This is a genomic window from Thermostichus sp. OS-CIW-32 (assembly GCF_054060415.1).
This window is the reverse complement of record NZ_JBSSDD010000005.1, coordinates 148,340-171,658: the sequence shown is the minus strand read 5'-3', so window position 1 is coordinate 171,658 and position 23,319 is coordinate 148,340. Positions and strand designations below refer to the sequence as shown.

The following is a 23,319-nucleotide window of genomic DNA, read 5'->3' as shown; positions in this document are numbered from 1 at the left end:
GATCCCCCATGGCCCTGTTCACCCTCAACTCCGTTCGCAAAGATTTTGGCATCAAGGAACTCCTGAGGAATGCCAGTTTCAGCCTAGAAGAAGGCGATAAAGTCGGCATCATCGGCACCAACGGTTCCGGAAAATCCACACTGCTCAAGATGATCGCTGGCCTAGAACCCATCGATGGGGGCGACCTCTGGGTCAGTTCTGGGGCGAGGATAATCTACCTACCCCAACAGCCAGAGATGGATCCCGAGCATACGGTGCTGGAGCAGGTGTTTGCGGCTGCCGGAGAAAAAATGCGCCTGATCCGAGCCTACGAGGAGCTTTCCCATCGCTTGGCCCATCAAGGTGGGGATCCCAGTCTGTTATCCCAGTTGGCCAGTATTAGCGAGCGTATCGAGGTGGAATCCGCTTGGGATCTGGAAACCCAGGCCAAAACCATTCTCAGCCGTTTGGGCATTGCAGACTTTCAGGCCCGCGTTGGCGATTTGTCGGGGGGATACCGTAAGCGGATTGCCATTGCGTCAGCCCTCTTGGCAGAGCCAGATGCTCTACTGATGGATGAGCCCACCAACCACTTGGATGCCGAATCGGTGGAATGGTTGCAAGATTATTTGAATCGTTTTGCTGGGGCAGTGCTGCTGATCACCCACGACCGCTATTTTTTGGATCGGGTTACCCAGCGCATTCTGGAAATTGATCGCGGCGATCTGTATGCCTACAGCGGCAACTACTCTTACTACCTGGAGAAAAAAGCGGCTGCTGAAGCGGTCGAAAAGGGATCCCAACGCAAGTATGCCAATCTCTTACGGCGGGAATTGGAATGGCTCAAACGAGGCGCCAAAGCCCGCAGCACCAAGCAAAAAGCCCGCAAACAGCGCATCGAAGACCTACAAAATCAAGAATTCAAGCAAGCTCTGGGACAAGTGGATATTGCGACCGCCGGGCGTCGCATCGGCAAAAAGGTGATCGAGCTAGAAGGGATCCACAAATCCTACGGCGACCAACTCCTCATTCAAGACTTTACCTATACCTTTGCCCCCGATGATCGGGTGGGCATTATTGGCCCCAATGGGGCGGGAAAATCGACTTTGATGAATATCATCATCGGCAAATTGGCTCCAGATGCGGGCCGAGTGGAGATTGGCCCCACCATCCACATTGGCTACTTCGACCAACACTCTGACGATCTCAGCCTCAACCCCGACCAACGGGTGATCGAGTACCTCAAAGAAGTGGCAGAGCCGGTGAAAACTGCCGATGGGGAGACGATCACCGCATCGCAAATGTTGGAGCGCTTTCTCTTTCCCCCCAATCAACAATATGCCCCACTCCACTTCCGGTGGTGAGCGCCGCCGCTTGTTTTTGTTGAGGGTGTTGATGCAAGCGCCGAATGTGTTGATTTTGGATGAGCCCACCAATGATCTGGATGTGCAAACCTTGGCAGTATTGGAAGACTATCTGGAAGAATTCAATGGTTGTGTGATCGTGGTGTCTCATGACCGCTATTTTTTGAATCGCACCGTGAATCGCATCTTCGCCTTTGAGGGATCCGGCCAAATCCGGCAATATCCTGGCAACTATTCTGTTTATCTGGAGCATAAGCAGCGCCAAGAGAGTGAGATCAAATCCGCCCGCCCTGAGTCTGTCCCTCTCATTCCCCAGCCTGAAAAAGAGCTTGATAGGATCCCACAAAGCAGAAAACTCTCCTTCAAAGAAAAACGGGAATATGAGCAGCTTGAAAGCCAAATTCCGCAGATGGAGGCAGAAAAAGCTGAAATTGAGCAGATCCTTTATCGCAACCCTCCCAGCGGCTACAGCGAAGTGCAAAAGTTAGCCCAGAAACTGGCAGACTTAACCGCCGCCATCGACTCCGGGACCGCCCGTTGGCTAGAATTGGCCGAGCGCCACCTCAACTAGCGTCGAGCCTGCTTCCAGCATCTCTTCTGTCGAATTTGCAACAGCATCTGGGCAACAATCGTCAAAACCGGCAGCTCGATCAGGGGGCCGATCACCAAAGCCAGAAGGATCAACGGACGCTGCGGAAAAGCAGAAGCAGCAATGGCCAAAGCAAGCGGAGAATTGCGAGCCAAGGTTGTACAGGTCAAACAGACCCACTCCTCATAAGCCAAACCCAGCCAGCGGCTGACCTGGTAAGCCAAGAGGAAGTTGACGGCGAAAAAAACCAGAATGGGAGGCAGAAGCTTGAAAAGTAGGGCTGGATTCTCAGCGAGAATGCTTCCTTCAGTGGCAAAAATAAAAACTATCGCTAGATTCAAAGCCACAATCTGCATGATGCTAATCCGGTCTTGATAGCTTTCAAGGGATCCCCTCTCTCCACGTTCCGTTTTGATTTGCCGAATGGAGTATTGTGTGAGTGCTGCTGCCAGCAAAGGCAAGAAAAGGATCCAAAACAAGCCTGACAATAAAATTTCAACATTTAATTCGACTAAATCTCCTGCCAAAAGCAAAAGATAAACTGGCAAAAGCAAAACTTGCAGAACCAAATTAACAGGCAACAGGGCCGTTGCTAAAACCACATTTCCACCCGCTATCCCTGTAAAAACCAAATACCAATCCGTACAAGGAGTTACCATCAACATGAGCAGGCCAACCCACAAATCTGGCAGATCCGATAAAAAAACAGCCCCCAATCCCCAGGCAAAAATCGGAGTCCACAGAAAGTTGATCGACAAACTGGCCAACGCCACTGCCAATACAGCTTTAGAAGCGCGATTAACCTGCTCAAGTTTCTGAAAAAAACCTTTCCCCCAGATGCGAGTGGAATGCCCAGGAAAGTGAGATAAAGCAGCAAAGCCAACAGAGGTTGTACCCAGCCTCTTAAGATTTGGACAGAGTTTGGCCATCCTGTGAGGGCCAGACCCACGCCGATCGATACCACAACGAGCAAAGGTTGAGCTCTTTCAGAGAAACGCATGGATACAACTCGATGGATAGTGAGCAGCATTTCCAGTCTCTCAGCCCCTGTCAGTGTGGGATCCCACCTCGCAAGAACCAGAGAAACGGCTACAGTAACCTGGAAAGCGTTCCGCTCCTTTGTGCCATGACTCAGCAACTGACTCTCGACGGACTGGGATCCGAATCGAACGGGGGGCCGCGTCAAGGGCGGGTGATTGCCACCGATTTGCAGGGGGAGATGCAGCGCTCCTACCTGGAATACGCCATGAGCGTGATTGTCGGGCGGGCCTTGCCAGATGTCCGGGATGGCTTAAAGCCGGTGCACCGCCGCATTCTCTATGCCATGCACGAGCTGGGCCTGACGCCGGATCGCCCCTACCGCAAATGCGCGCGGGTGGTGGGGGATGTGCTGGGGAAATATCACCCCCACGGGGATCAGGCAGTTTATGACGCGCTGGTGCGCATGGCACAAGACTTTTCCAGCCGCTATCCCCTGGTGGCGGGACACGGCAACTTCGGCTCTGTGGATGATGACCCGCCGGCGGCTATGCGCTACACGGAGTGCCGGCTGGCGGAGCTGAGCCACACAGCGCTTCTGGAGCAGGTGTCGGAAGAGATCGTCGATTTCATGCCCAATTTCGACGGATCCCAGGCGGAGCCCACCGTTCTTCCGGCCCGCTTGCCCATCTTGCTGCTCAACGGCTCTGCCGGCATTGCTGTGGGCATGGCCACCAATATCCCACCCCACAACCTGGGGGAGGTGGTGGATGGCCTGCTGGCTTTGATCGACCATCCCGACCTCAGCCCTGAGGAACTGTTGCGCTGGATCCCAGGGCCGGATTTTCCCACCGGCGGCCAAATCCTGGATACTCAAGGGATCCGCGAGGCCTACCTCACCGGGCGCGGCTCCATCACTCTACGGGGGGTGGCCCGCTTCGAGGAGATCCAGCCGGGCAAAGGACGCCACCGCCGACCCGCCCTGATCATCAGCGAGTTTCCCTATCAGGTGAACAAAGCGGCCTGGATCGAGAAAGTGGCCGAGTTGGCCAACCAAGACCGCATCAGCGGCATCGCCGATCTGCGGGATGAGTCGGATCGCAGCGGCATTCGCGTGGTGGTGGAGCTCAAGCGAGAAGCCAATCCACAAGCGGTTTTGCAGCAGTTGTACAAGCTCACCCCTTTGCAAAGCAACTTTGGAGCCATCCTGCTGGCTTTGGTGAACGGGGAACCGCGGCAGCTGAGCCTCAAAGAGATCCTGCAGCACTTTTTGCAATTTCGCGAGGCCACCCTCAACCGGATGTTCCGTGCCGAGTTGCAGCAGGTGCAGCGCAAAGCGGAAGAGGTGGCAGGGATGTTGCTGGCGCTGGCAGATCTGCAGGGGGTGATCGAGCTGCTGCAGCAAGCCCCCGATGGCGCTACGGCCAAAGCCCAACTGCAAACTCGCTTGGGCTGTACCCCCCAGCAGGCGGAGACGATTTTGGCCATGCCTCTGCGTCGCCTGACGGGATTGGAGCGGGAACGGCTGCACCAGGAACACGCCCAGTTGCAGGCCCGCATTGAAGAACTGCAAGGGCTCCTCAGCGACCGCCGCAAGCTCTTGAATTATTTGAAAAAAGAGCTGCGACACCTGAAAAAGACCTTCGGGGATCCCCGGCGCACCCAGATCCTCTCGGCCTCGGAGCTGGAAGCGGAAGTGGCCCAAATCCCCAGCGGCGAAGAGACGGAAGAGACCCACTTCTTGCTGCAATTCACCCGCAAGGGCTATGTGCGCCGCCTGCCTCTGCCTAGCCGTCGCTCCCGCAGCAACCCCGCGCAACGGGAACTGGGGGAAGATGTGCTGGTCGGCCTGGAATGCGTCACGCTGGAGCAGGAAATCTTGGTGCTCACCGCTGGCGGCAAGGCTTTTACCGTGCCCATCGCAGGGATCCCCCTCAGCACTGGGTCCTCACGGGGGGTGCCTCTGGTTACCCTTCTCCCCAACCCCGAGCCGATGGTTGCCACCTTCACGTTGGCTCCGGATCCGGGCAAGGCAAGTTTGGTGGTGCTCAGCCGGCAGGGGCGGATCAAGCGGCTGGCCCTGGCAGAGTTGATGGGCCTTACCCAACGGGGATCCACTGTCCTAAAGCTAAAAGAGGGAGATGAGCTGGGCTGGGCAGCCCTTTGGGATCCCGGCCACCAAGGCTACAGCGTCGTCCTGGCTACTTCAGGGGGACGGGTGCTGCGGCTGGCTGCCGAAGGGATCCCTTTGATGGGTCGAGCGGCTATGGGATCGCCGGCCCTGCGCCTGGGGCGCACCGAACAGATTGCAGGTATGGCGCTGGTGCCCTCCCAAGGGATCCTGGTTCTGGCCAGCCGGTCGGGCTATCTGAAGCGCTTGTCTCTGGAGGAGATCCCCATCTTGGAGCGGAGTCCGGTGGGCGCGCCGGCCTTTCACTTCTCCGACCGAGGGGATGTGCTGGTGGGCTTGGTGGGTCTCCCCCCCGAGCTGGAGAGGCATTCCCATCTGCAACTGGATGTGATCACAGAGTCTGAACAGGTGTACTCCTTCTCTCCTGCCGAGATCCCGCTGCAAAGCCGCTCCGGGGGCGGATCCCTCCTGGTCAAAGGGGAGCGGGTCAGGGAGTTGCGCCTGTTCTGGCCGCAGTGGCTGCCGGAAGGCGATGTGGGATAGCTCTTGGGGGAGCAGAAGATCCCTAGGACGAAGAGCCTTCCCCAGGCGAGGCCGAATCGGTCGGCGGGGAGCCGGGATCCGTCTCCGGCACTTCGGGATGGCGAACGGGCTTGGGTAGGGTGCCACCTGACCTGATAACCAAACAGCGCACGGTTTGGTGCAGCTCCTCCAGCAAAATGCTGATGGCAGAGCGGAAGTCTCGGTGGTCATCTCGCATTTGCTCCAGCATGGCGCGGATGACTTCCTGACAATCCTTCAGGATGTGCTGCTGCTGGGCAACAATCTGCACCAGTTCGCTTTGTTCCTTGAGCAGCTCCCGCAGACAAGAGCGCAGCTCTTCCACATGGCTCTGCCAAAGGGCCTGTCCTTCCCGCAGCTCCATCACGCTGGTGCGCAAATCGGCGGTCGAGTCTCTTAGGGCTTCGCTGTGGCGGCGCTCGGCTTCCAGTTGCTTTTGCTGCTCCTGCTGCTGTTGGCGCAACTCAGAATTGGCCCGCAAGTTGGCTTCCGCTGCCCTGAGCAATTGAGCCAATCGAACCTCAGTAACAACCCAACGCTCTTCCGGGGAGAGAGATCGACCTCGGCCAACTCGCCTGCAGAAGTACTTCACAGTCGCTGCACCCTATACACAACTCTCTACTTTAAATCAAAGCACCATAGGACTTCAGCCCAAGCAGAGACCTGTCTATCGGGCTTTGTCCCGGCTGTTTTCTGGGTTTACCCAATGTAGCCATGATAGCGGATGCCGAATCCAGAAGTTCGGAAGACGGAGCTGCCCCTCTCCAGGGATCCCGGTCGTTCTTCTAGGATGGTGGAGAGTTTGGATAAAAGAAACCATGCCTTTACTTGCAAATCAGGTGGTGCTGATTACCGGCGCCTCTGCTGGAATTGGGGAAGCCGTCGCTCTGGAGGCGGCCAAACGCGGGGCTCGCTTGGTGCTGGCGGCCCGCCGGGAAGGGCTGCTGCGAAACGTCAAAGACTTGGTGGAGAGTCGGGGAGCGGAGGCGCTGGTGGTGCCCACCGACATGGCCGATACGGCCCAGGTGGAGGCGCTGGCCCAAAAGGCTCTGGATCACTTTGGCCGGGTGGATATCCTGGTGAACAACGCCGGCTATGGCCAGATGGGGCCAGTGGAAGAGGTGGATGTGGCGGCCATGCGGCGCCAGTTTGAGGTGAATGTATTTGGCTTGCACGCCCTCACCCGTGCCCTCTTGCCCCAAATGCGGGAACGGGGCAGTGGCCGCATCCTCAACCTCAGCTCGGTGGCCGGCCAGCTGTCCATGCCTTTCAGCGGCGTTTACAGCGCCACCAAGTTTGCTGTCGAAGCCCTCAGCGACGCCCTGCGGGTGGAAGTGGCCCCCTTCGGCATCAAGGTTATCTTGATCGAGCCGGGGCCGGTGGCCACCGAGTTTGGCCGCGTGGCGGAAGAAACCTTTGCCGCTGTTGTCAACCCCAACGGCCCCTACAAGGCGATCTTGGACAAGACCGCCGATCTGGCCAGCTCGTTCAGCAAAATGGCCTGGCCGGTGGAGAAGGTGGTGGAGCCGATCCTGAGGGCGATGACCGATCCTCACCCTTCCGACCGCTACACCGCTTTCACGGGGGGTAAGGTGGCGTTGGGGCTGATGCGGCTCATGCCCGCTGCTCTGGCTGACTCCATGTGGCGGCGCGTCTATGGGCTGGATGGTCTGGGATCCCCCGGCTCGGCCTAATTGCAGGCTGGTGGCGGGCAGGGATCCCTACAAGATCTCAAGGATCTCAAGCCCATTGAGTTCTCCTTGGTGCGGGGGTAGGGTTGTGCCTTCCAGGAGGGACAGGTTAAGTTTGTTAAAGGACTTTTAATAACCGAGCGTTCTCTTCCCTATGAACAAGCCTCTATCTCCCCAGCGCTGGCTGATCGCCCTCCTGCTGGGCTTTTGTCTCTGGCAGGGATCCGGCCTGGTGCTGCAGCCTGCACCCGCCCATGCAGCTTTGGCCTCGGCCCTCACCTACGATCGCTTTTTGCGCTACGTCGAGGAGGGGCGGGTTACGGATGTGCGCCTCACGGACAACAATCTGGTAGCTGAAGTTACGGCTGTGGATCCCCAGACCCAGCATTCCACCCGCTACCGAGTGAACCTGCTGCCCAACACCGTACCGCAACTGGTGAACCGCCTCACCGAGCAGGGGATCGAAGTGGCAGTGGTACCCACCCGCAATGGCAGCGCCTTTTGGGCGCTTCTGGGCAACCTGGTGATCCCGCTGTTGCTGTTGGGAGGGTTGTTCTTTTTCCTGCGGCGTGCCGGTGGCGGAGCGGGCGGCCCTGGGCAGGCAATGAACTTCGGCAAATCGCGGGCCCGCTTCCAGATGGAAGCCAAGACCGGCGTTAAGTTCGACGATGTGGCCGGGATTGAAGAAGCCAAAGAAGAATTGCAAGAGGTGGTTACCTTCTTGAAGAAGCCGGAGCGCTTCACCGCTGTTGGGGCCAAGATCCCCAAAGGCGTGTTGTTGGTGGGGCCGCCGGGGACGGGAAAAACCCTTCTGGCCAAGGCCATTGCCGGCGAGGCAGGAGTGCCTTTCTTTAGCCTGTCCGGCTCTGAGTTTGTGGAAATGTTTGTCGGGGTGGGTGCCTCTCGCGTACGGGATCTCTTCAAGAAGGCCAAGGAGAATGCGCCCTGCATCGTCTTCATCGACGAGATTGACGCGGTGGGCCGGCAGCGGGGGGCCGGCATTGGCGGGGGCAACGACGAACGCGAGCAAACCCTGAACCAGTTGCTCACCGAGATGGACGGCTTTGAGGGCAACACCGGTATTATCGTGATTGCCGCCACCAACCGCCCTGATGTGTTGGATGCGGCTCTCTTGCGTCCGGGCCGCTTCGACCGCCAGATTACGGTGGATCGGCCTAGCTTTAAGGGGCGCTACGAGATCTTGCGGGTGCATGCCCGCAACAAGAAGCTGGCGGAAGAGGTCAGCCTAGAGGCGATTGCCCGCCGTACCCCTGGCTTTGCCGGTGCGGATCTGGCCAACCTGCTCAATGAAGCGGCCATTTTGGCGGCCCGCCGTCAGCGCATGGCCATCACCAACCAAGACATTGACGATGCCATTGACCGCATCACCATTGGCCTGACCAAGCCGCCGCTTCTGGACGGCAAGAGCAAGCGCCTGATCGCCTACCACGAGTGTGGCCATGCCCTGTTGATGACACTTTTGCCCCACGCGGATCCCTTGAACAAGGTGACCATCATCCCCCGTTCCGGCGGCGCAGGTGGCTTTGCCCAGCAACTGCCCAACGAGGAGCAGATCGACTCCGGCATGTACAGCCGCGCTTGGCTGCTGGATCGGGTGGTGGTGGGCTTTGGCGGTCGGGCGGCCGAAGAGATCGTCTTCGGCTACTCGGAAGTGACCACCGGAGCCAGCAACGACCTGCAGCAGAACACGAATCTGGTGCGGCAGATGGTGACCCGCTTTGGCATGTCTGAGCTGGGGCCCTTGATGCTGGATCCCCCCAACAACGAGGTATTCTTGGGCGGCGGCTGGATGAACCGCGTCGAGTACTCGGAGGATGTGGCCGCCAAGATCGACCGCCAGGTGCGGCAGATCCTGGAGAGCTGTTACCAGAAAGCCAAGCAGATTTTGCTGGAGCACCGCCCTCTGCTGGATCGATTGGCCGATACCTTGGTGGAACGGGAAACCCTGGATGGCGACGAATTCCGGGCGATTGTCTCGGAGTATGTGCCCATCCCGGAGAAGGTCGGCCTGCCCAGTCCACTTGCGGAAGCGGGACGGAGTCCAAAGCTGGTCTAGGGGATCCCATCTCCATTGCCAGATAGACAACTGGGGGGGTTGTTGGGGCTGGATCCCGGCAGCTGCCCCCTTTTCCTCGCGAGTTTTGGGTTGCGTTGGGCTGTCGCATGCTCTCTTCGCTCTCTGCTTTGCCGGTTCATCTTTATCGCTGCCTGAGCTGCGGTCGGGAAGGGTTGACCCAATCACCAGGGCGGGAACAGGGATCCGTGGCAGATCGGGTTTATTGTCCCAGTTGTGGCCAGGTTTACCCCATCACCGCTTCTGGGGCTGTGGATTTTATCGGCAGCTCATCGGACCTGCATCTCACGCCGGCCCAAGCCATTGCCCATCTGCCTGGGTTTGCCTGGGGCTACGATCGCCTCTGGCGGCCCTGGGCCCTGTCGCTGCTGACGGGAGAGAGCTTTGGGAGCGAGCGGGAGAGTCAACTGCTGGCCGAGTTGGTGGGGGAGGGGGATCCCATCTTGGATTTGGGCACTGCCGGGGGGTACTGGAGCCGCTTGCTCCTGGCCAAGGATCCACAACGGACGGTGATCGGCCTGGACAATGCAGCAGGGGTATTGGCGGAAGCCGCTCAACAGGCACAGCCCCACTGGCAGCACTACAGCCTGATGCGGGCCCGAGCCGAACAGCTTCCCCTCGCCTCTGGAACTTTTGGGGCGGTGATCAGCGGGGCCACCTTGAACGAATTGCCTTTGGATCCCTGTTTGCGGGAAATTGCCCGCGTCTTGAAACCGGGAGGGGCCTTTGTCTCGATGCACAGCCAGCAGGTACAGGGATGGGGGCAGATGGTGCAGCAATGGCTGGAAGCCACCGGCCTTCATTTTTTCTCGGAAACCCAGTTGCGCGAGCACCTTCAACAGGTGGGGCTGCAGTTGGAGCGTTATCTCAGCTTGGGTTGGGTGGCCTTTGTGCGGGCAGTGCGCCTCTGATCTGGGCCGGGTTAAGTTGTGCAGTGGCCATCGAGTCGATGTCGGAGCCATTACCCCAATCCAAGTCATGCCGATCCCCAGCCCTCCTCTTCCACCGGGAGAGGGCCTGGGAGTGAGGGCGAGAGCGGAGGCTAGGGGATCCACTCCAGCCCAACGCCAAAGCTAAACTCCCGATCCAGGGTCGAGTTGCGCAGGCTATAGCGAGCAGAAAGACGAAAGGAAGGGCTAATGGCGTAGGCAGCAGTGATCTCCGCCAGGGTGGCCTGTCCTTCTTCCGGCTCCTGGGGGGCAACCCAACTGTAGCTGCCGGTCAAATCTACACCTCCCGGAGCCAAGGCCAAAACGGCAAAAGCCCCATAGCTAACTCCGCTGAGGCTGCGGTTCTTTTGTTCCAAAGCCCGATACCCCAGTTGTGGCGCCAGATTAAAACGGGATCCCATGGGGGCCAGAAAGTAACGCATTTCCGACCCGTACTGGCGCACTTCGGGATGTTCGGAAGATTGGCGATAGTCACCGCTGAGGGTGAGGCGATCTCCCAGACGCAAGTCTTGTAGGCTGATTCGCCAGTGCGAAGAGGACTCAAAGCCGGCCTGCAAGCGGGTGGGCAAGACGGGCGTGTTGCGGATTTCTTCCAGGAGATTGGGCGGGTTTTGCAGCCAGCGGCGCAACACGGGGCTGTCTTCTAAAATTCGGTCATCCAAGCCCAAATCCAAAGCGGCTGAGAGGGTGGCCGGCACCGGATCTGGAATAGGGGCTTGCTGGGAATTGGCCCAAACTGGCCGCTCAGGCACCAGTCCAGCCCAGAGGAGCAGCATACCCAGGCGAAGCCCTTTGCCAGACTGTCTCACCACCTGCAACCACATTCATTGCGTCCCTACTGTAGCCGCTTTCCGAGGGATTCTCCACGCAGACGGGCAAGGCTGGAGGTGCTCCACAGCGCGGCAACAACACCTCAAAGACGGCCCAGCGACAACAGAAAGCCTAGCTGCTCCGGCTGTTGGCAACCACCCGCAAGCGCTCGACCAATTTTTGCAGTTGCCGTTCAAACTGCAGACTTTGCCGCTGTAGCTGACTGACCTTTTCACAGCTATAGAGAACGGTGGTGTGATCTTTTCCCCCAAAGTAATCGCCAATTTTGGGCAAGCTGAGGTTGGTGTAGTGGCGCATCAAAAACATGGCAATTTGCCGTGCTTGGCTGATGTCACGCTTGCGGGAGGATCCCAGTAAACTGTCTCGGTCGATGCCGAATTCTTCACAGACCACATCGGTAATCATGTCGGCGGTGATCTCTTTCGGCTCGCTGGGGGGATTGAGGATGGGCTGAATCGTCTCCACGCTCATCGGCAAGCCAGAAATGGAAACATAGGCGACGGCGCGGATCAGGGCACCTTCCAGCTCGCGGATGTTGCTGGTGTAGGTGGTGGCAATGTACTCGATCACGTCGGCGGGCAGGTTCATCCCCTCGTACTCGGCTTTCTTCTTGAGAATGGCCATGCGGGTTTCGATATCCGGCGATTGAATTTCCGCAATCAAACCCATGGAGAAACGAGAACAAAGCCGCTCCTGCAGACGCGGGATCAGATGAGGAGAGCGGTCGGCGGCCAGTACGATCTGTTTGCCGGACTCGTGCAGCGTATTAAAGGTGTGAAAAAACTCCTCTTGGGTGTACTCTTTGCCTTCGATAAATTGAACGTCATCCACCAATAAAATATCCACATCCCGATAGTGCTCCCGGAAAGACTGCATGCTGTCTCGCCGGATGGCATCGATTAAATCGTTGGTAAACCGTTCGGTGGACACGTAGAAGACCTTGGCGCGTGAATTGGCCTCCAGTTGGTAGTGGCCAATGGCCTGCATCAGGTGGGTTTTGCCCAGACCCACCCCACCGCAGAGAAACAGGGGGTTGTAGGCGCGCCCAGGCTTGTCGGCCACAGCCAGAGCTGCAGCGTGAGCCATGCGGTTGTTGGGGCCAACCACAAACCGCGAGAAGGAATACTTGGGGTTGAGATCCGGCGCCCGCATCGGCAGGCTGCCGCCGACTTCCAGTCCTAGGGTGGTGGAGGCAGGTAAGCTGCCGGCTCTGCCCGATGTTGGGGAAATCGCCCTTGAAGGGGGTTCTGCCTCGACAGAAGCGTGGGGGGAAACGGAAAACTCCACCTGCAAAGGGATCCCGGCTACCCGCTGCACCACCTCGGTGATGGTGGAAGCGTAGTGCTTTTGCAGCCAGCCCCGTGCCCATTCGCTGGGGGTACAGATGGTGAGGCGGTTGTCCACCAACGATTCAGCCCGCGCCGTTTTGATCCAAGCCTCAAAGGTTGGGCGGCTGAGCTGCACCTGCAGATGACACAGGGCTTCATCCCAGAGCTGATCCAGGGAAATATCCACACCACACACTCAGAGCGACACAGCAGAAGCCCAGAGGAAACAGCGGCGGCTTCCTCGACAGGAGCTTCGGGATTCCCAATTTAACTGCTCGGCGCGGGGTGGCCAATCTAGCAATTTTCCATTGAGTCTGCTAAGATTAAGCGTCTGCGATCAGTTTCAAGCGGGCTAATTTCGGTCTGGTCAGCTCTGGCAAATGATCTTGGATTCATAAGTTGGCTTCTCACCATGACTCAGCGTACCCTTCGTGGCACCAATCGCAGACGTATTCGCGTCTCTGGGTTTCGGGCCAGAATGCGAACTGCAACCGGGCGGCAGGTCTTGCGGCGACGGCGGGCCAAGGGGCGTTATCGCCTGGCGGTTTCCTAAGCCCTTTGGTTGGATATTGGATCCTAATCTGGGATTTTTGGAGCGTTGCAGCCCAAAACTCGCTGACTTCTGGGGCAGACTCTCCTCGGTGCCCAATGTTGCCGGCTCCTCATCGATTACGGGATCGACGAGCTTTTCAGGCGCTCTACCAGGGAGGCCAACGTCGTTCCGGTGCAGGCTTAACCCTGCTGTTTCAGCCGATGCCGGTGGGGTGTGAAGGGATCCCCAGCCAGGTGGGACTGGTGATCGGCAGAAAGGTGAGCAAATCTGCCGTAAAGCGGAATCGGCTGCGCCGCCAGTTGCGAGAAATCTTGCGCCCCCTGTGCCCAAACCTGAAACCCGGATACCGGCTGCTGTTTATCTCCAAGGCAAACTTACTGACCTACCGCTGGCCGGAGCTGAGGGCGGAGGTGCATCGTCTTTTACAAAAGGCCGACCTGCTCGTCAGCACAGATGTAGACTCAACAGGTGCAGACTCAGATGCCAAGCCGTCCTAAGAAACTTGAGCTGCACAGGTTTTTGCTACCCATGCTAGCCTGTTGCCATCATCTGCCGGTGGTCACGCTAGATATGGGGTGTCATGTACGTCAAGCGGATTGAGCTGACCCGATTTAAGTCGTTTGGCAGCACAACCTCGATACCCCTGTTGCCGGGGTTCACGGTTATTTCTGGCCCCAATGGCTCCGGTAAGTCTAACATCCTGGATGGGATCCTGTTCGCGCTGGGGTTATCGTCCTCGCGGGGGATGCGGGCAGAGAGGCTTTTGGATCTGGTGCATTCCGGCAGCCTCAACGGCAATCGGCAGGTGGAAACCCATGTTTCTGTCACCTTTGAGCTGGGGCCGGGAGAAGATGGTCAGCCCAGGGAATGGAAAGTCAGTCGCCGGCTGCGGGTCAAGCCCGGAAAGGCTGAGGATCCCACTCGCGATAGCGGGACGGATTCTCTCCCCTACACCAGCACTTTCTACATCAACGATGTGCCCTGTACCCTGAGCGAGCTGCACGAACAACTGGAGGCGATGCACATCTACCCCAACGGCTACAACGTCGTTTTACAGGGGGATGTCACCAGCATCATTTCCATGCACCCCAAGGAACGGCGGCAGATCATCGACGAATTGGCGGGGGTGGCCACCTTCGACCGCAAGATCGCCCAGGCCAACAGCAAGCTGGAGGCGGTACGGGAACAAATTGAGCGCTTTCGGCTCATCGAACAAGAATGGCAAGCTCAAGGAGAGCGGCTGCTCAGAGAGAGCGAAAAGGCCCAACACTATCAGCAACTGCGGCTGCAGTTGCAAACGCTGGAGCAGCAGCAACAGGTGTTGCTTTGGCGGCATTTGCAGGCCCAAGTGGAAGAAACCCAGGCGGCCATTCAGCAGCTTCTGGAGGCTCAGGAGCAGGCCACCGCTCAGGTGCAGACCTTGAGCGAGCATTTGCAGCAAGCCGAAGCCGCCCTGACCGAGTTGCAAAGCCGCATCCACGCCCTTGGAGAGGAGGAATACCTGCACCTGCAAGCCCAGATTGCCGCCGCCGAAACACAACGGCAACAGGTCAGCCAACAGATCGCAGCCTGGCAGGAGGAGATCGAGCAAGCGCAGCGCCTACATCAGGAGCGGCAAACCCAACAGCAGCATCTGCAGGCGGAGCTGGAACACCTGCACAGCCAACAGGAGCAACTGGCCCAAGCCCAGGGATCCCTGCAGGCCCAGGTTCGGAAAGCCCAAACCAGCCTGGAACAGAGCCGCGAACAACTGCGCGCCCTAGCCCAATCCGCTGATGCCTGGGTGAAACAGCAGCGCTACCTCACCCGCCACATTGAGGAACTCCGCGCTGAACAGGAGCCTCTCCAACAGGAGCAAATTCGCCTGCAAGAGCGACAACGGCAACTGGAACGACAAAGCCAAGAGATCCAAGCGGAGATTGCCCAGATCGAGGCGTGGCTGGGATCCCACCTGGCCCTCACCGCCGAGCTGGAACACACTTGCCGACAGTCGGAAGCTCAGGTTCAAACTTTGGCCCAAGAGCTGGCCCAACTGCAGGCCAGCCTGGAGTTGGATCGCGCCACCCACGAACGCCTGGCCGCCGAGCTGCACGCCAAGCAGCGGCAACTGGACAAATGGGAAACCCGCCGCCAAGTGTTGCAAGAGTCCCAGGGATCCCGAGCGACCCAAGCCATCCTGAGTGCCCGTCTGCCGGGGGTTTTGGGGTTGGTGGCCCAGTTGGGGCAGGTGGATCCCCAGTATCAACTGGCCCTGGAGGTTGCAGCAGGCAACCGGCTGCACTTTGTGGTGGTGGAGGATGACACCGTGGCCGTGAGCGCTGTCAACTTTTTGAAACGGGAAAAAGCCGGACGCGCCACCTTTTTGCCCTTGAATAAGCTCCAGCCCACCCGCCCCCCCAGCCCCCTGAAATTGGACGGCCTGATCGACTACGCCATTCGTTTGGTGCGTTTTGAAGAGCGCTACCGGGATGTTTTCGGCTTTGTGTTCGGCTCCACCCTGGTTTTCCAAAGCCTAGAGCTGGCCCAGCCCCACATCGGCAAGCACCGCATGGTTACTCTGGAAGGGGAGCTGTTGGAAACTTCGGGCGCCATGACCGGCGGCAGCGCCCCCCAGCGAGCTGGGATCCATTTTTCTGTCGGCGAACCTTCCGAGGAGGCCGCCTTGCGCTCCCGCTTGGCCGAGCTGGAGGAACTGCTGGCCGCCCTCACCCTGCGCCTACAAGCAGCCCAAGCCCGCGAAAAACAACTGGCCCAAGCCCTGCTCCTGGCTCGCCAAGACGCCCTGCAAGCCCAGCAATATCTGGAGCGGCACCAAGCCGACTGCCAAAAGCAACAGGCCCGCCTGCAACACCTGCAGGGATCCCTGGCGCAAAGGCAAAGCGAAAGCCACCAGATCCAGCAGCGGCTCCAGCAGATTCAACTGCGCTGGGATCCCTTGCAACAGCGCCTGGCCGATCTCACCCTCAAGCTCAGCCAACTGGAGGGATCCCCGGTGAACCAGCATTGGCAGCAACTGCAGCAGGCGGTGCAGCAGCAAGAAAGTCGCTTGGCAGAGCTGCAGCAGCAACTGGCCCAACTGGAGCGGCAACAGCAGGAGAACTCCGGCCAACAACACCTGAAACAGGCCCAAATCCAGCACCACCAGGAGCGCCTGCAAGAGAGCGAACAGCGCCAAGCCTATTTGCAGGAGCAAATCGTCCAAGCCCAAGCCACCCTTGGCCAAATCCAGCAACACCTTGCCGAGCAACGGCAACAGATAAGCCAGATCGAGGCCCGACTTTCCCACCTGCGCCAAGAGCGAGATCGGCAGGAATTTCAACTGCGGGCTCAACAACAGCAGATCCAACGCCTGGAGTGGGAACGCTACAACGCCCTCACCCAACAACAGGAAAAAGAGGCTCTGCTGGCCCAACTGCAAACCCAACTGCAAGCGGTGGCCCAAGAGCTGCCGGATCCGCTGCCCGACTTGCCCGCCACCCTGACCTTAGACGAGCTGCAGCGGCAAAAACGCAAAATCGAAGAGCAATTGCGATCCCTGGAGCCGGTAAACATGCTGGCCATTGCCGAATACGAACAGACCCAAGCTCGCCTGCGGGATCTCAGCGCCAAACTGGAAACCCTGCACCAAGAGCGCACCGAGTTGTTGCTGCGCATCGAGAACTTTTCCACCCTGCGTCGGCAAGCCTTCTTGGATGCCTTTCATGCCGTCAACGGCCATTTTCAAACCATCTTTGCCCAACTTTCCGATGGGGATGGTCATTTGGAATTGGAAAACCCAGAGGATCCCTTCGCAGGCGGTCTAACCTTGGTGGCCCACCCCAAAGGTAAGCCGGTGCGCCGTCTCAGCGCCATGTCGGGAGGAGAAAAATCCTTGACAGCCCTCAGCTTTATTTTTGCTCTGCAGCGATTCCGCCCTTCCAGCTTTTACGCCTTTGATGAAGTAGATATGTTTTTGGACGGGGCCAATGTGGAAAAATTGGCCAATATGATCTGGCAGCAATCTCGTCAGGCGCAGTTTTTGGTGGTCAGTTTACGCCGCCCCATGATCGAAAAAGCTGAGCACACCATTGGTGTAACCCAGGCCCGCGGTGCATACACTCAGGTGATCGGCCTGACCAAACCCGCCCCTCACCCCAGTTAAGATGTGGCTTGGTTAAGAGCAGAGGGCAAATCCTGAGGTCCCATTAGACTCATTCTAAGAATGGTTTAGGAGTGTCCAAACGCCTGCCATGGTTGCTCTGACTCTGAATCTATCCCCCCTGACAACCCTGAGCCGAGCAGATTTTATTCGGCTTTGTGCCGCCAATCCTGACCTGAAGCTGGAGCGTACCGCTCAAGGAGAATTGGTCATCATGTCTCCAACCGGCGGGGAAACCGGCCACTGGAATGCCGAAATCACCACAGACTTAACCCTTTGGAATCGGCAATCGGGCCGAGGGAAAAGCTTTGATTCTTCCACCGGATTTTCCTTGCCTTCAGGCAGCGACCGCTCCCCTGATTTGGCCTGGATCCCGATTGAAAAGTGGGAAGCTTTGGATCCCTCAGTCCGTCAAGGATTTTTGCCCTTGTGCCCCGATTTTGTGGTGGAGATCCTCTCGCCCACCGACTCTTGGATCCAAACTCAGGCCAAGATGCAAGAATACATGGACAACGGCTGCCGGCTGGGGTGGCTGCTGGATCCCAAGGCCAAGCGGGTGATGATCTACCGACAAGGGCAAGCGCCGGAATTGGTCGAAGATCCGGAAACCTTATCGGGAGAGGACGTGCTGCCGGGCTTCACCTTGCCCATTCGCAAGATCTGGTCGGCTTGATATGAGTAGCTTTCACGGATTTACGATCCCTGATACAGCTTTTTTCCACACCCTTAACCCAGCCAACTCTGATGGATCTCTTGCATGACAGGGATCCCACGCAATTGCAGAACTCTCCCAACCTTGGAAACAGCTGCAGTAAAAATGTTGAGCGATAGGCCAAAAACAGGCGGAGTCACACTACCATGGCTGCTCTGACTCTGAATCTATCTCCCCTGATAACCCTCAGCCGAGCAGATTTTATCCGGCTTTGTGCCGCCAATCCTGAGCTGAAGCTGGAGCGTACTGCCCAAGGAGAATTGGTCATCATGTCTCCAGCCGGTGGGGAAACGGGCAATCTTAACTTTGAAATTGCCGGGGAAGTTTATGTTTGGAATCGGCAATCGGGCCGAGGGAAAAGCTTTGATTCTTCCACCGGATTTTCCTTGCCTTCAGGCAGCGACCGCTCCCCTGATTTGGCCTGGATCCCGATTGAAAAGTGGGAAGCTTTGGATCCCTCAGTCCGTCAAGGATTTTTGCCCCTGTGCCCCGATTTTGTGGTGGAGATCCTCTCGCCCACCGACTCTTGGATCCAAACTCAGGCCAAGATGCAAGAATACATGGATAACGGCTGCCGGCTGGGGTGGCTGCTGGATCCCAAGGCCAAGCGGGTGATGATCTACCGACAAGGGCAAGCGCCGGAATTGGTCGAAGATCCGGAAACCTTATCGGGAGAGGACGTGCTGCCGGGCTTCACCTTGCCCATCCGCAAGATCTGGTCCACCTGACATTCTACGGTCGTTTTATAGTCATTTTAGACAGGAATGAAACATTTCTGTTGTATTGTGTATTGGTTCCTAACTCCCCTCTCCCAAAGGAAGAGGGGCTGGGAGTGGTCGCAGAAGCTGCACGGAATGCTTGAGGAGTGTCTCAATCTAGTTTGGAATGACTATAGTCCTCAGATTGGGGTCTTTCGCGCAATTCTGGCGAGACTGGGATCTTGGCCAGGCTGGATAAGGCCCACCGATGCCTTTTGCACCTGCTGGACTTCTTGCAAAAGCTGCAAGTAAAAAGTCCGTCGTTCCCAATCCAGATCTCGGAGCCCACAGCCCGGCTCTCGATGGTGCAGGCAATCGCGAAACTGACAGGCGCCCAAGCGATCCCTTACTTCGGGGAAGCACCGTATCAACTGCAGAGGATGAACCGGCGGGATCCCTTCGCCAGCATTGAATCCCGGCGAATCGGCGATCCAACCGCCTTCCGGCAAAGGAAACAGCTCCACATGGCGGGTGGTGTGCCGACCATGGCCCAAACGTCTGGAGACGGCCTGAGTGGCCAGCCGAACGTCCGGCAGCAGCCGATTGAGCAAGCTGGATTTGCCCACCCCGGAAGGGCCTGTCACCACCGAGATCTGATCTCGACAGCACTGTTGCAACTGGGGGATCCCAGCTTGGGTGTGGGCACTGACCAACAGAGGCTCATATCCCCACCTCTGCAGACGCTCCACCCAAGTTGTCGCCACTTCTGGATCCACGCAGTCGCATTTGTTCAACACCACCTGAACCCGCAGTTGGCTGGCCTCGGCTTGCACCAGCAGACGACTGAGGGCGTTGGGCTCAGGGTCGGGCTCGGCCAGGGCCACCACCACCAGAACTTGGGTCGCGTTGGCAATAGCGGGTCGAGGCAGCTGAGTGCGCCGCGGCAGGATCGCCTCGATCACCCCCCGCTCCGGCCAGAGGTCGGCGGCAGCAGGCGGCAAGCGCACCTCCACCCAGTCCCCCACCATCACCTGCTGGCCCGTTTTTTTCAGCTTGGCCCGACAGGTACAGAGAATCTCCGCCGGGGTGGGCTTTTCAACCGGAAACCGAGCCGGGATCTCGGGAAAGAGGGCAGCCAAACTCGGATCGATACGCACGCGATAAAAGTTGGCCTGCGCTGCTCGCACCCAGCCGGTACAATCTTTTCCTTCCGGTTTCACCGGGTTCATGGCGACGCAGGTGTGCCGCGACGCACCCAGAGAATGTAATGGCCTTCGGGGGAAGCTGCCTGTCCCTCAATCCGATGCCCGGCCATGGCTAGACTGTTGGGCACCTGCTCCAGGGGTTCTCCCGCATCCAGCCATAGCTCCAGCAGTTCTCCAGGAGCCATGCGCTCCAGGCGCAGCTTCGCCCGCACGTAGTTAAGTGGGCAAGGGATCCCGCGCTGGTCAAGGATAAACTTGACCTCTTCCGACGAAACAGCCTCTGCAGTCATTCTTCCTCACGCTCCCGGTTGCCAGGCATCTGGGCCAGCCCCCGCAACAACCCGCCCAAGAAACCATCCCGCTTGTTGATGCGTTCTCCGTGCAGCTCAGCCAGGCGCATGAGCAATTCCCGCTCTTCTGAGCTGATGCGGGTGGGGATCTCCACCACCAAGGTGATTTGGTGGTCGCCCCGAGACATCGGGTTGCCAATGCGAGGTACCCCCTTGCCCTCCAGGGTCAGCACTGTACCCGGCTGGGATCCGGCTGGGATGGTCAGCTCCACCTCCTCCTCCAGGCCGGCTTTCGAGTCCACGGTGGGCACAGAGACTTTGGCCCCCAAGATGGCCTGCAAATAGCTCACCCGCACCTCCGAGAGAATGGTCAGGCCATCTCGCTGGAAGTCGGGATCCGGTTCCACAAATAGGTAGACGTAGAGATCCCCGGGCGGGCCACCGCGTCGACCGGCATCGCCTTCCCCGGAAACCCGCAAACGGGTGCCACTATCCACGCCGGCTGGGATGTTAATGCGCAGTTTCTTCGTGGTTTGGGCCAAGCCCTCGCCATTGCAGTTGTAGCAGGGCTCTTCCAACACCTGACCGCTGCCACCACAGGTGGGACAAACCGAGACCTGGGTAAAGTTGCCAAACGGCGTGCGGGTTGCCCGCCGCACCTGACCACCGCCCCCGCAGGTGGGGCAAGTTTTCACCTCCGTACCGGGCTTAGCCCCGCTGCCTCCACAGACGTTGCAGACTTCCAAGTGGCTGATGCGAATCTGCTTTTCGCCGCCGAAGATGGCTTCCAGAAACTCCAGTTTTAGGTCAAAGCGCAGATCATCGCCCCGTACCGGCCCCTGGCGACTGCGGGCATAGCTGGCTCCTGCCCCTGCAAAGTTGGTGAAAAAGCTCTCGAAAATGTCGGCAAAGCCACCCATCCCCGCAAAATCCTGGAATCCACTTGCTGCCGCAGCAGCTCCACTCAAACCCGCTTCTCCAAAGCGATCGTAGCGAGCTTTTAGCTCATTATCAGAGAGCACCTCATAGGCACGGTTGATCTCTTTGAAGCGCTCCTCGGCGCCTGGCTCCTTGTTGACATCCGGGTGGTACTTACGAGCCAACCGTCGATAGGCGCGCTTGATCTCCTCTTTGGAGCTATCGCGGCTAACCCCCAAGATTTCATAGTAGTCGCGAGCCATAGAAGCGCTTCAGAAGAGGTTAAAGATCAAAACATCAGACACACTTGAGATGCAACTTGTCAGGCAGCACAACCGAAGCAGACCTACAAGGCACCGGAGCTGGGGGAGAGCAAGCAGTTGCCTAGAATCCTCAGCGAGCTCCATAGATCTCGCTACCCATCTCCAGCAGGACAGCCCGCAGTTCTTCCATTGCGTTCCGTAAAGTTGCTAAGTCTACGTTATCATTTGCCAGCAATGCCCTCAATGTGCCCGCCACTTGAGCCCCCCGCTGGATTCGAGCTTCGCTGAGGCGATTGCCATGCTCCTGCAGGGTTTTGTCGTAGTTGTAGAGCAGGCTGTCCGACTGGTTGCGGGCTTCCACCAACTGCCGCCGGCGCTGATCTTCTTCGGCATAGGCCTCCGCTTCCCGACGCATTCGCTCGATCTCGCTGCTGCTCAAGCCACCGTTGTTGGTGATCTTGACGCTCTGCTCGATTCCTGTCCCCTTTTCTCGGGCTGAGACTTTCAAGATCCCGTTGGCATCGATGTCAAAAGAAACCTCGATCTGGGGCACCCCACGGGGAGCCGGCGGGATCCCGGTCAGCTGAAAGCGGCCCAAGGTTTTGTTGTCTTTGGCCATGGCCCGCTCTCCCTGCAGGACGTGAATCTCCACCACACTCTGGCCATCGGTGGCAGTGGAGAAAATCTGGGTTTTACTGGTGGGAATGGTGGTGTTGCGCTCGATGATGCGGGTGAAGACTCCCCCCAGCGTTTCCACCCCAATCGAGAGAGGGATCACGTCCAGCAGCAGTAGATCTTTCACTTCTCCACCCACCACGCCTGCCTGGATGGCAGCGCCAAGGGCCACCGCCTCGTCCGGGTTGACGGAGCGATCTGGGTTTTTTTTGAAGATTTGCCGAATTTTCTCCTGGACAGCGGGAATACGAGTAGAGCCGCCCACCAGCAGCACGCGGTCGATGTCTGCAGGGGAGAGGCCGGCATCCCGCAGCGCCTGCTCTGTAGGCTCCACGGTGGCCTCCACCAGATCCCGCACCAACTCCTCAAACTTGCCGCGGGTCAGCTCCACTTCCAGGTGCTTGGGCCCCGAATCGTCGGCGGTGATAAAAGGCAGGTTAATGAGTGTAACCTGGGTGCTGGACAGCTCAATTTTGGCCTTCTCAGCAGCCTCCCGCATCCGCTGCAGGGCCATGCGATCCCGCGAGAGGTCGATCCCTTCCGTCTCCAAAAACTGACGGATGAGCCAATCGACAATTCTTTGGTCGAAATCATCCCCCCCCAGGTGGTTGTTGCCGGCAGTCGCTTGCACCTCAAACACGCCGCTGCCCAGTTGCAGCACCGAGACATCGAAGGTGCCGCCACCCAAATCGAAAACCAGAATGCGTAGGTCTTGATCTTGTTTGTCTAGGCCATAGGCCAGGGCGGCTGCTGTCGGCTCGTTGATGATGCGCAGCACCTCCAGGCCGGCAATGGTGCCCGCATCTTTGGTGGCCTGACGCTGGGCATCGGTAAAATAGGCGGGAACGGTGATCACGGCTTGGGTCACCGGCTCCCCCAGATAGGCCTCCGCATCGGCCTTCAGCTTTTGCAGGATCATGGCGGAGATCTCCTGCGGAGTGTAGGCGCGATCTTGCACCGCCACTTCCACCATGTTGTCTCGACCGGGGATGACTTTGTAGGGAACCCGCCTCCGCTCATCTTCGGTCTCGGCAAAGGTGCGGCCAATGAAGCGTTTGATGCTGAAGATGGTGTTTTCGGCATTGGTAACCGCCTGGCGCTTGGCCAGTTGGCCCACCAAGCGGGTGTTGTTCTTGGCGAAGCCGACAATGCTGGGGGTGGTGCGCCCTCCCTCGGCGTTGGTGATCACAACGGGCTGACCACCTTCCAAAACCGCCACGCAACTGTTGGTGGTTCCCAGGTCAATCCCGATGACTTTACCCATAGCCCCCTCTTCCCGTGCGCCAAGTCTCAACCCAAGAACGCAATTCCACGGATCTTAAAAGCATTCTGCCCAGAATCCCGCAGAAACCTTCAGACGGTGCTTTCGT

Annotated in this window: 17 protein-coding genes and 1 pseudogene; 10 read left to right on the top strand and 8 right to left on the bottom strand. The window is 58.4% G+C overall.

The window, feature by feature from the left end; genetic code table 11:
* Nucleotides 1–8 precede the first annotated feature (8 nt).
* Nucleotides 9–1,914: pseudogene (locus ACVWY8_RS08160) on the top strand (ABC-F family ATP-binding cassette domain-containing protein).
* Here ACVWY8_RS08160 and ACVWY8_RS08155 read toward each other — a convergent pair.
* Nucleotides 1,911–2,861: an arsenic resistance protein gene (locus tag ACVWY8_RS08155; protein ID WP_083757623.1), complete on the bottom strand. Its 951-nt coding sequence runs from the start codon at nt 2,859–2,861 to the stop codon at nt 1,911–1,913. The pseudogene ACVWY8_RS08160 and the gene ACVWY8_RS08155 sit on opposite strands and share 4 nt — an antisense overlap.
* Before the next feature lie 197 nt (nt 2,862–3,058).
* Here ACVWY8_RS08155 and ACVWY8_RS08150 point away from each other — a divergent pair, with 197 nt between their 5' ends.
* Entirely contained in the window at nt 3,059–5,584 is a 2,526-nt protein-coding gene (locus ACVWY8_RS08150) for a DNA gyrase/topoisomerase IV subunit A (protein ID WP_457394213.1), read from the top strand.
* 22 nt (nt 5,585–5,606) lie between these two features.
* Here ACVWY8_RS08150 and ACVWY8_RS08145 read toward each other — a convergent pair whose 3' ends face one another.
* On the bottom strand, nt 5,607–6,116 hold the full coding sequence (locus tag ACVWY8_RS08145) for a hypothetical protein (RefSeq protein ID WP_414342192.1): 510 nt from the start codon (nt 6,114–6,116) through the stop codon (nt 5,607–5,609).
* A 304-nt stretch (nt 6,117–6,420) separates the two neighbouring features.
* Here ACVWY8_RS08145 and ACVWY8_RS08140 point away from each other — a divergent pair, with 304 nt between their 5' ends.
* From ACVWY8_RS08140 to ACVWY8_RS08130, 3 genes are all read left to right on the top strand, one after another.
* On the top strand, nt 6,421–7,296 hold the full coding sequence (locus ACVWY8_RS08140) for an SDR family NAD(P)-dependent oxidoreductase (protein WP_457394210.1): 876 nt from the start codon (nt 6,421–6,423) through the stop codon (nt 7,294–7,296).
* 151 nt (nt 7,297–7,447) lie between these two features.
* Nucleotides 7,448–9,370, top strand: coding sequence for an ATP-dependent zinc metalloprotease FtsH (gene ftsH, locus ACVWY8_RS08135; protein WP_457394208.1), 1,923 nt, complete (start codon nt 7,448–7,450; stop codon nt 9,368–9,370).
* A 107-nt stretch (nt 9,371–9,477) separates the two neighbouring features.
* Complete coding sequence (locus ACVWY8_RS08130) at nt 9,478–10,299, top strand: class I SAM-dependent methyltransferase (RefSeq protein ID WP_457394205.1); 822 nt, start codon at nt 9,478–9,480, stop codon at nt 10,297–10,299.
* 131 nt (nt 10,300–10,430) lie between these two features.
* Here ACVWY8_RS08130 and ACVWY8_RS08125 read toward each other — a convergent pair whose 3' ends face one another.
* Both ACVWY8_RS08125 and dnaA read right to left on the bottom strand, forming a co-directional pair.
* Nucleotides 10,431–11,114, bottom strand: coding sequence for a hypothetical protein (locus tag ACVWY8_RS08125; RefSeq protein ID WP_457394202.1), 684 nt, complete (start codon nt 11,112–11,114; stop codon nt 10,431–10,433).
* A gap of 166 nt (nt 11,115–11,280) precedes the next feature.
* Complete coding sequence (gene dnaA / locus ACVWY8_RS08120) at nt 11,281–12,684, bottom strand: chromosomal replication initiator protein DnaA (RefSeq protein ID WP_414382552.1); 1,404 nt, start codon at nt 12,682–12,684, stop codon at nt 11,281–11,283.
* Nucleotides 12,685–12,909: 225 nt separating this feature from the next.
* On the opposite strand from dnaA, the gene rpmH reads away from it, so the two are divergent.
* The 5 genes from rpmH (at nt 12,910) to ACVWY8_RS08095 (ending at nt 18,628) form a co-directional block, all read left to right on the top strand.
* On the top strand, nt 12,910–13,050 hold the full coding sequence (rpmH, locus tag ACVWY8_RS08115; protein WP_011434477.1) for a 50S ribosomal protein L34: 141 nt from the start codon (nt 12,910–12,912) through the stop codon (nt 13,048–13,050).
* 95 nt (nt 13,051–13,145) lie between these two features.
* Entirely contained in the window at nt 13,146–13,547 is a 402-nt protein-coding gene (gene rnpA, locus ACVWY8_RS08110) for a ribonuclease P protein component (protein ID WP_457394199.1), read from the top strand.
* 83 nt (nt 13,548–13,630) lie between these two features.
* A complete protein-coding gene (gene smc, locus ACVWY8_RS08105) occupies nt 13,631–17,191 on the top strand; it encodes a chromosome segregation protein SMC (RefSeq protein WP_457394196.1) in 3,561 nt (1,186 codons plus the stop codon).
* An 88-nt stretch (nt 17,192–17,279) separates the two neighbouring features.
* Nucleotides 17,280–17,861 carry a Uma2 family endonuclease gene (locus ACVWY8_RS08100; RefSeq protein WP_011434474.1) on the top strand — a complete coding sequence of 194 codons (582 nt, stop codon included), beginning with the start codon at nt 17,280–17,282 and terminating at the stop codon, nt 17,859–17,861.
* 185 nt (nt 17,862–18,046) lie between these two features.
* Entirely contained in the window at nt 18,047–18,628 is a 582-nt protein-coding gene (locus tag ACVWY8_RS08095; RefSeq protein ID WP_457394193.1) for a Uma2 family endonuclease, read from the top strand.
* Nucleotides 18,629–18,798: 170 nt separating this feature from the next.
* Here the strand turns inward: ACVWY8_RS08095 and rsgA are convergent, their stop codons facing one another.
* From rsgA to dnaK, 4 genes are all read right to left on the bottom strand, one after another.
* Nucleotides 18,799–19,827, bottom strand: coding sequence for a ribosome small subunit-dependent GTPase A (gene rsgA, locus ACVWY8_RS08090; protein WP_457394190.1), 1,029 nt, complete (start codon nt 19,825–19,827; stop codon nt 18,799–18,801).
* Nucleotides 19,824–20,093, bottom strand: coding sequence for a sulfurtransferase TusA family protein (locus tag ACVWY8_RS08085; protein ID WP_414329168.1), 270 nt, complete (start codon nt 20,091–20,093; stop codon nt 19,824–19,826). Before ACVWY8_RS08085 ends, rsgA begins: the two co-directional genes overlap by 4 nt.
* A complete protein-coding gene (gene dnaJ, locus ACVWY8_RS08080; protein WP_414329167.1) occupies nt 20,090–21,274 on the bottom strand; it encodes a molecular chaperone DnaJ in 1,185 nt (394 codons plus the stop codon). The genes ACVWY8_RS08085 and dnaJ overlap by 4 nt, the downstream gene beginning before the upstream one ends.
* A 130-nt stretch (nt 21,275–21,404) precedes the next feature.
* Nucleotides 21,405–23,213, bottom strand: a complete 1,809-nt coding sequence (gene dnaK / locus ACVWY8_RS08075) for a molecular chaperone DnaK (protein ID WP_414329166.1) — start codon at nt 23,211–23,213, stop codon at nt 21,405–21,407.
* Between the last annotated feature and the right edge of the window lie 106 nt (nt 23,214–23,319).

What these genes read in the sequence shown, in the direction of transcription:
- ACVWY8_RS08100 (WP_011434474.1), top strand. Translation starts at nt 17,280, where the DNA reads ATGGTTGCTCTGACTCTGAATCTATCCCCCCTGACAACCCTGAGCCGA.
- ACVWY8_RS08130 (WP_457394205.1), top strand. Translation starts at nt 9,478, where the DNA reads ATGCTCTCTTCGCTCTCTGCTTTGCCGGTTCATCTTTATCGCTGCCTG.
- ACVWY8_RS08155 (WP_083757623.1), bottom strand. Translation starts at nt 2,861, where the DNA reads ATGGCCAAACTCTGTCCAAATCTTAAGAGGCTGGGTACAACCTCTGTT.
- smc (WP_457394196.1), top strand. Translation starts at nt 13,631, where the DNA reads ATGTACGTCAAGCGGATTGAGCTGACCCGATTTAAGTCGTTTGGCAGC.
- ACVWY8_RS08150 (WP_457394213.1), top strand. Translation starts at nt 3,059, where the DNA reads ATGACTCAGCAACTGACTCTCGACGGACTGGGATCCGAATCGAACGGG.
- dnaK (WP_414329166.1), bottom strand. Translation starts at nt 23,213, where the DNA reads ATGGGTAAAGTCATCGGGATTGACCTGGGAACCACCAACAGTTGCGTG.
- ftsH (WP_457394208.1), top strand. Translation starts at nt 7,448, where the DNA reads ATGAACAAGCCTCTATCTCCCCAGCGCTGGCTGATCGCCCTCCTGCTG.
- dnaJ (WP_414329167.1), bottom strand. Translation starts at nt 21,274, where the DNA reads ATGGCTCGCGACTACTATGAAATCTTGGGGGTTAGCCGCGATAGCTCC.
- rnpA (WP_457394199.1), top strand. Translation starts at nt 13,146, where the DNA reads ATGTTGCCGGCTCCTCATCGATTACGGGATCGACGAGCTTTTCAGGCG.
- ACVWY8_RS08140 (WP_457394210.1), top strand. Translation starts at nt 6,421, where the DNA reads ATGCCTTTACTTGCAAATCAGGTGGTGCTGATTACCGGCGCCTCTGCT.
- ACVWY8_RS08125 (WP_457394202.1), bottom strand. Translation starts at nt 11,114, where the DNA reads ATGCTGCTCCTCTGGGCTGGACTGGTGCCTGAGCGGCCAGTTTGGGCC.
- rpmH (WP_011434477.1), top strand. Translation starts at nt 12,910, where the DNA reads ATGACTCAGCGTACCCTTCGTGGCACCAATCGCAGACGTATTCGCGTC.
- ACVWY8_RS08095 (WP_457394193.1), top strand. Translation starts at nt 18,047, where the DNA reads ATGGCTGCTCTGACTCTGAATCTATCTCCCCTGATAACCCTCAGCCGA.
- rsgA (WP_457394190.1), bottom strand. Translation starts at nt 19,827, where the DNA reads ATGAACCCGGTGAAACCGGAAGGAAAAGATTGTACCGGCTGGGTGCGA.
- ACVWY8_RS08085 (WP_414329168.1), bottom strand. Translation starts at nt 20,093, where the DNA reads ATGACTGCAGAGGCTGTTTCGTCGGAAGAGGTCAAGTTTATCCTTGAC.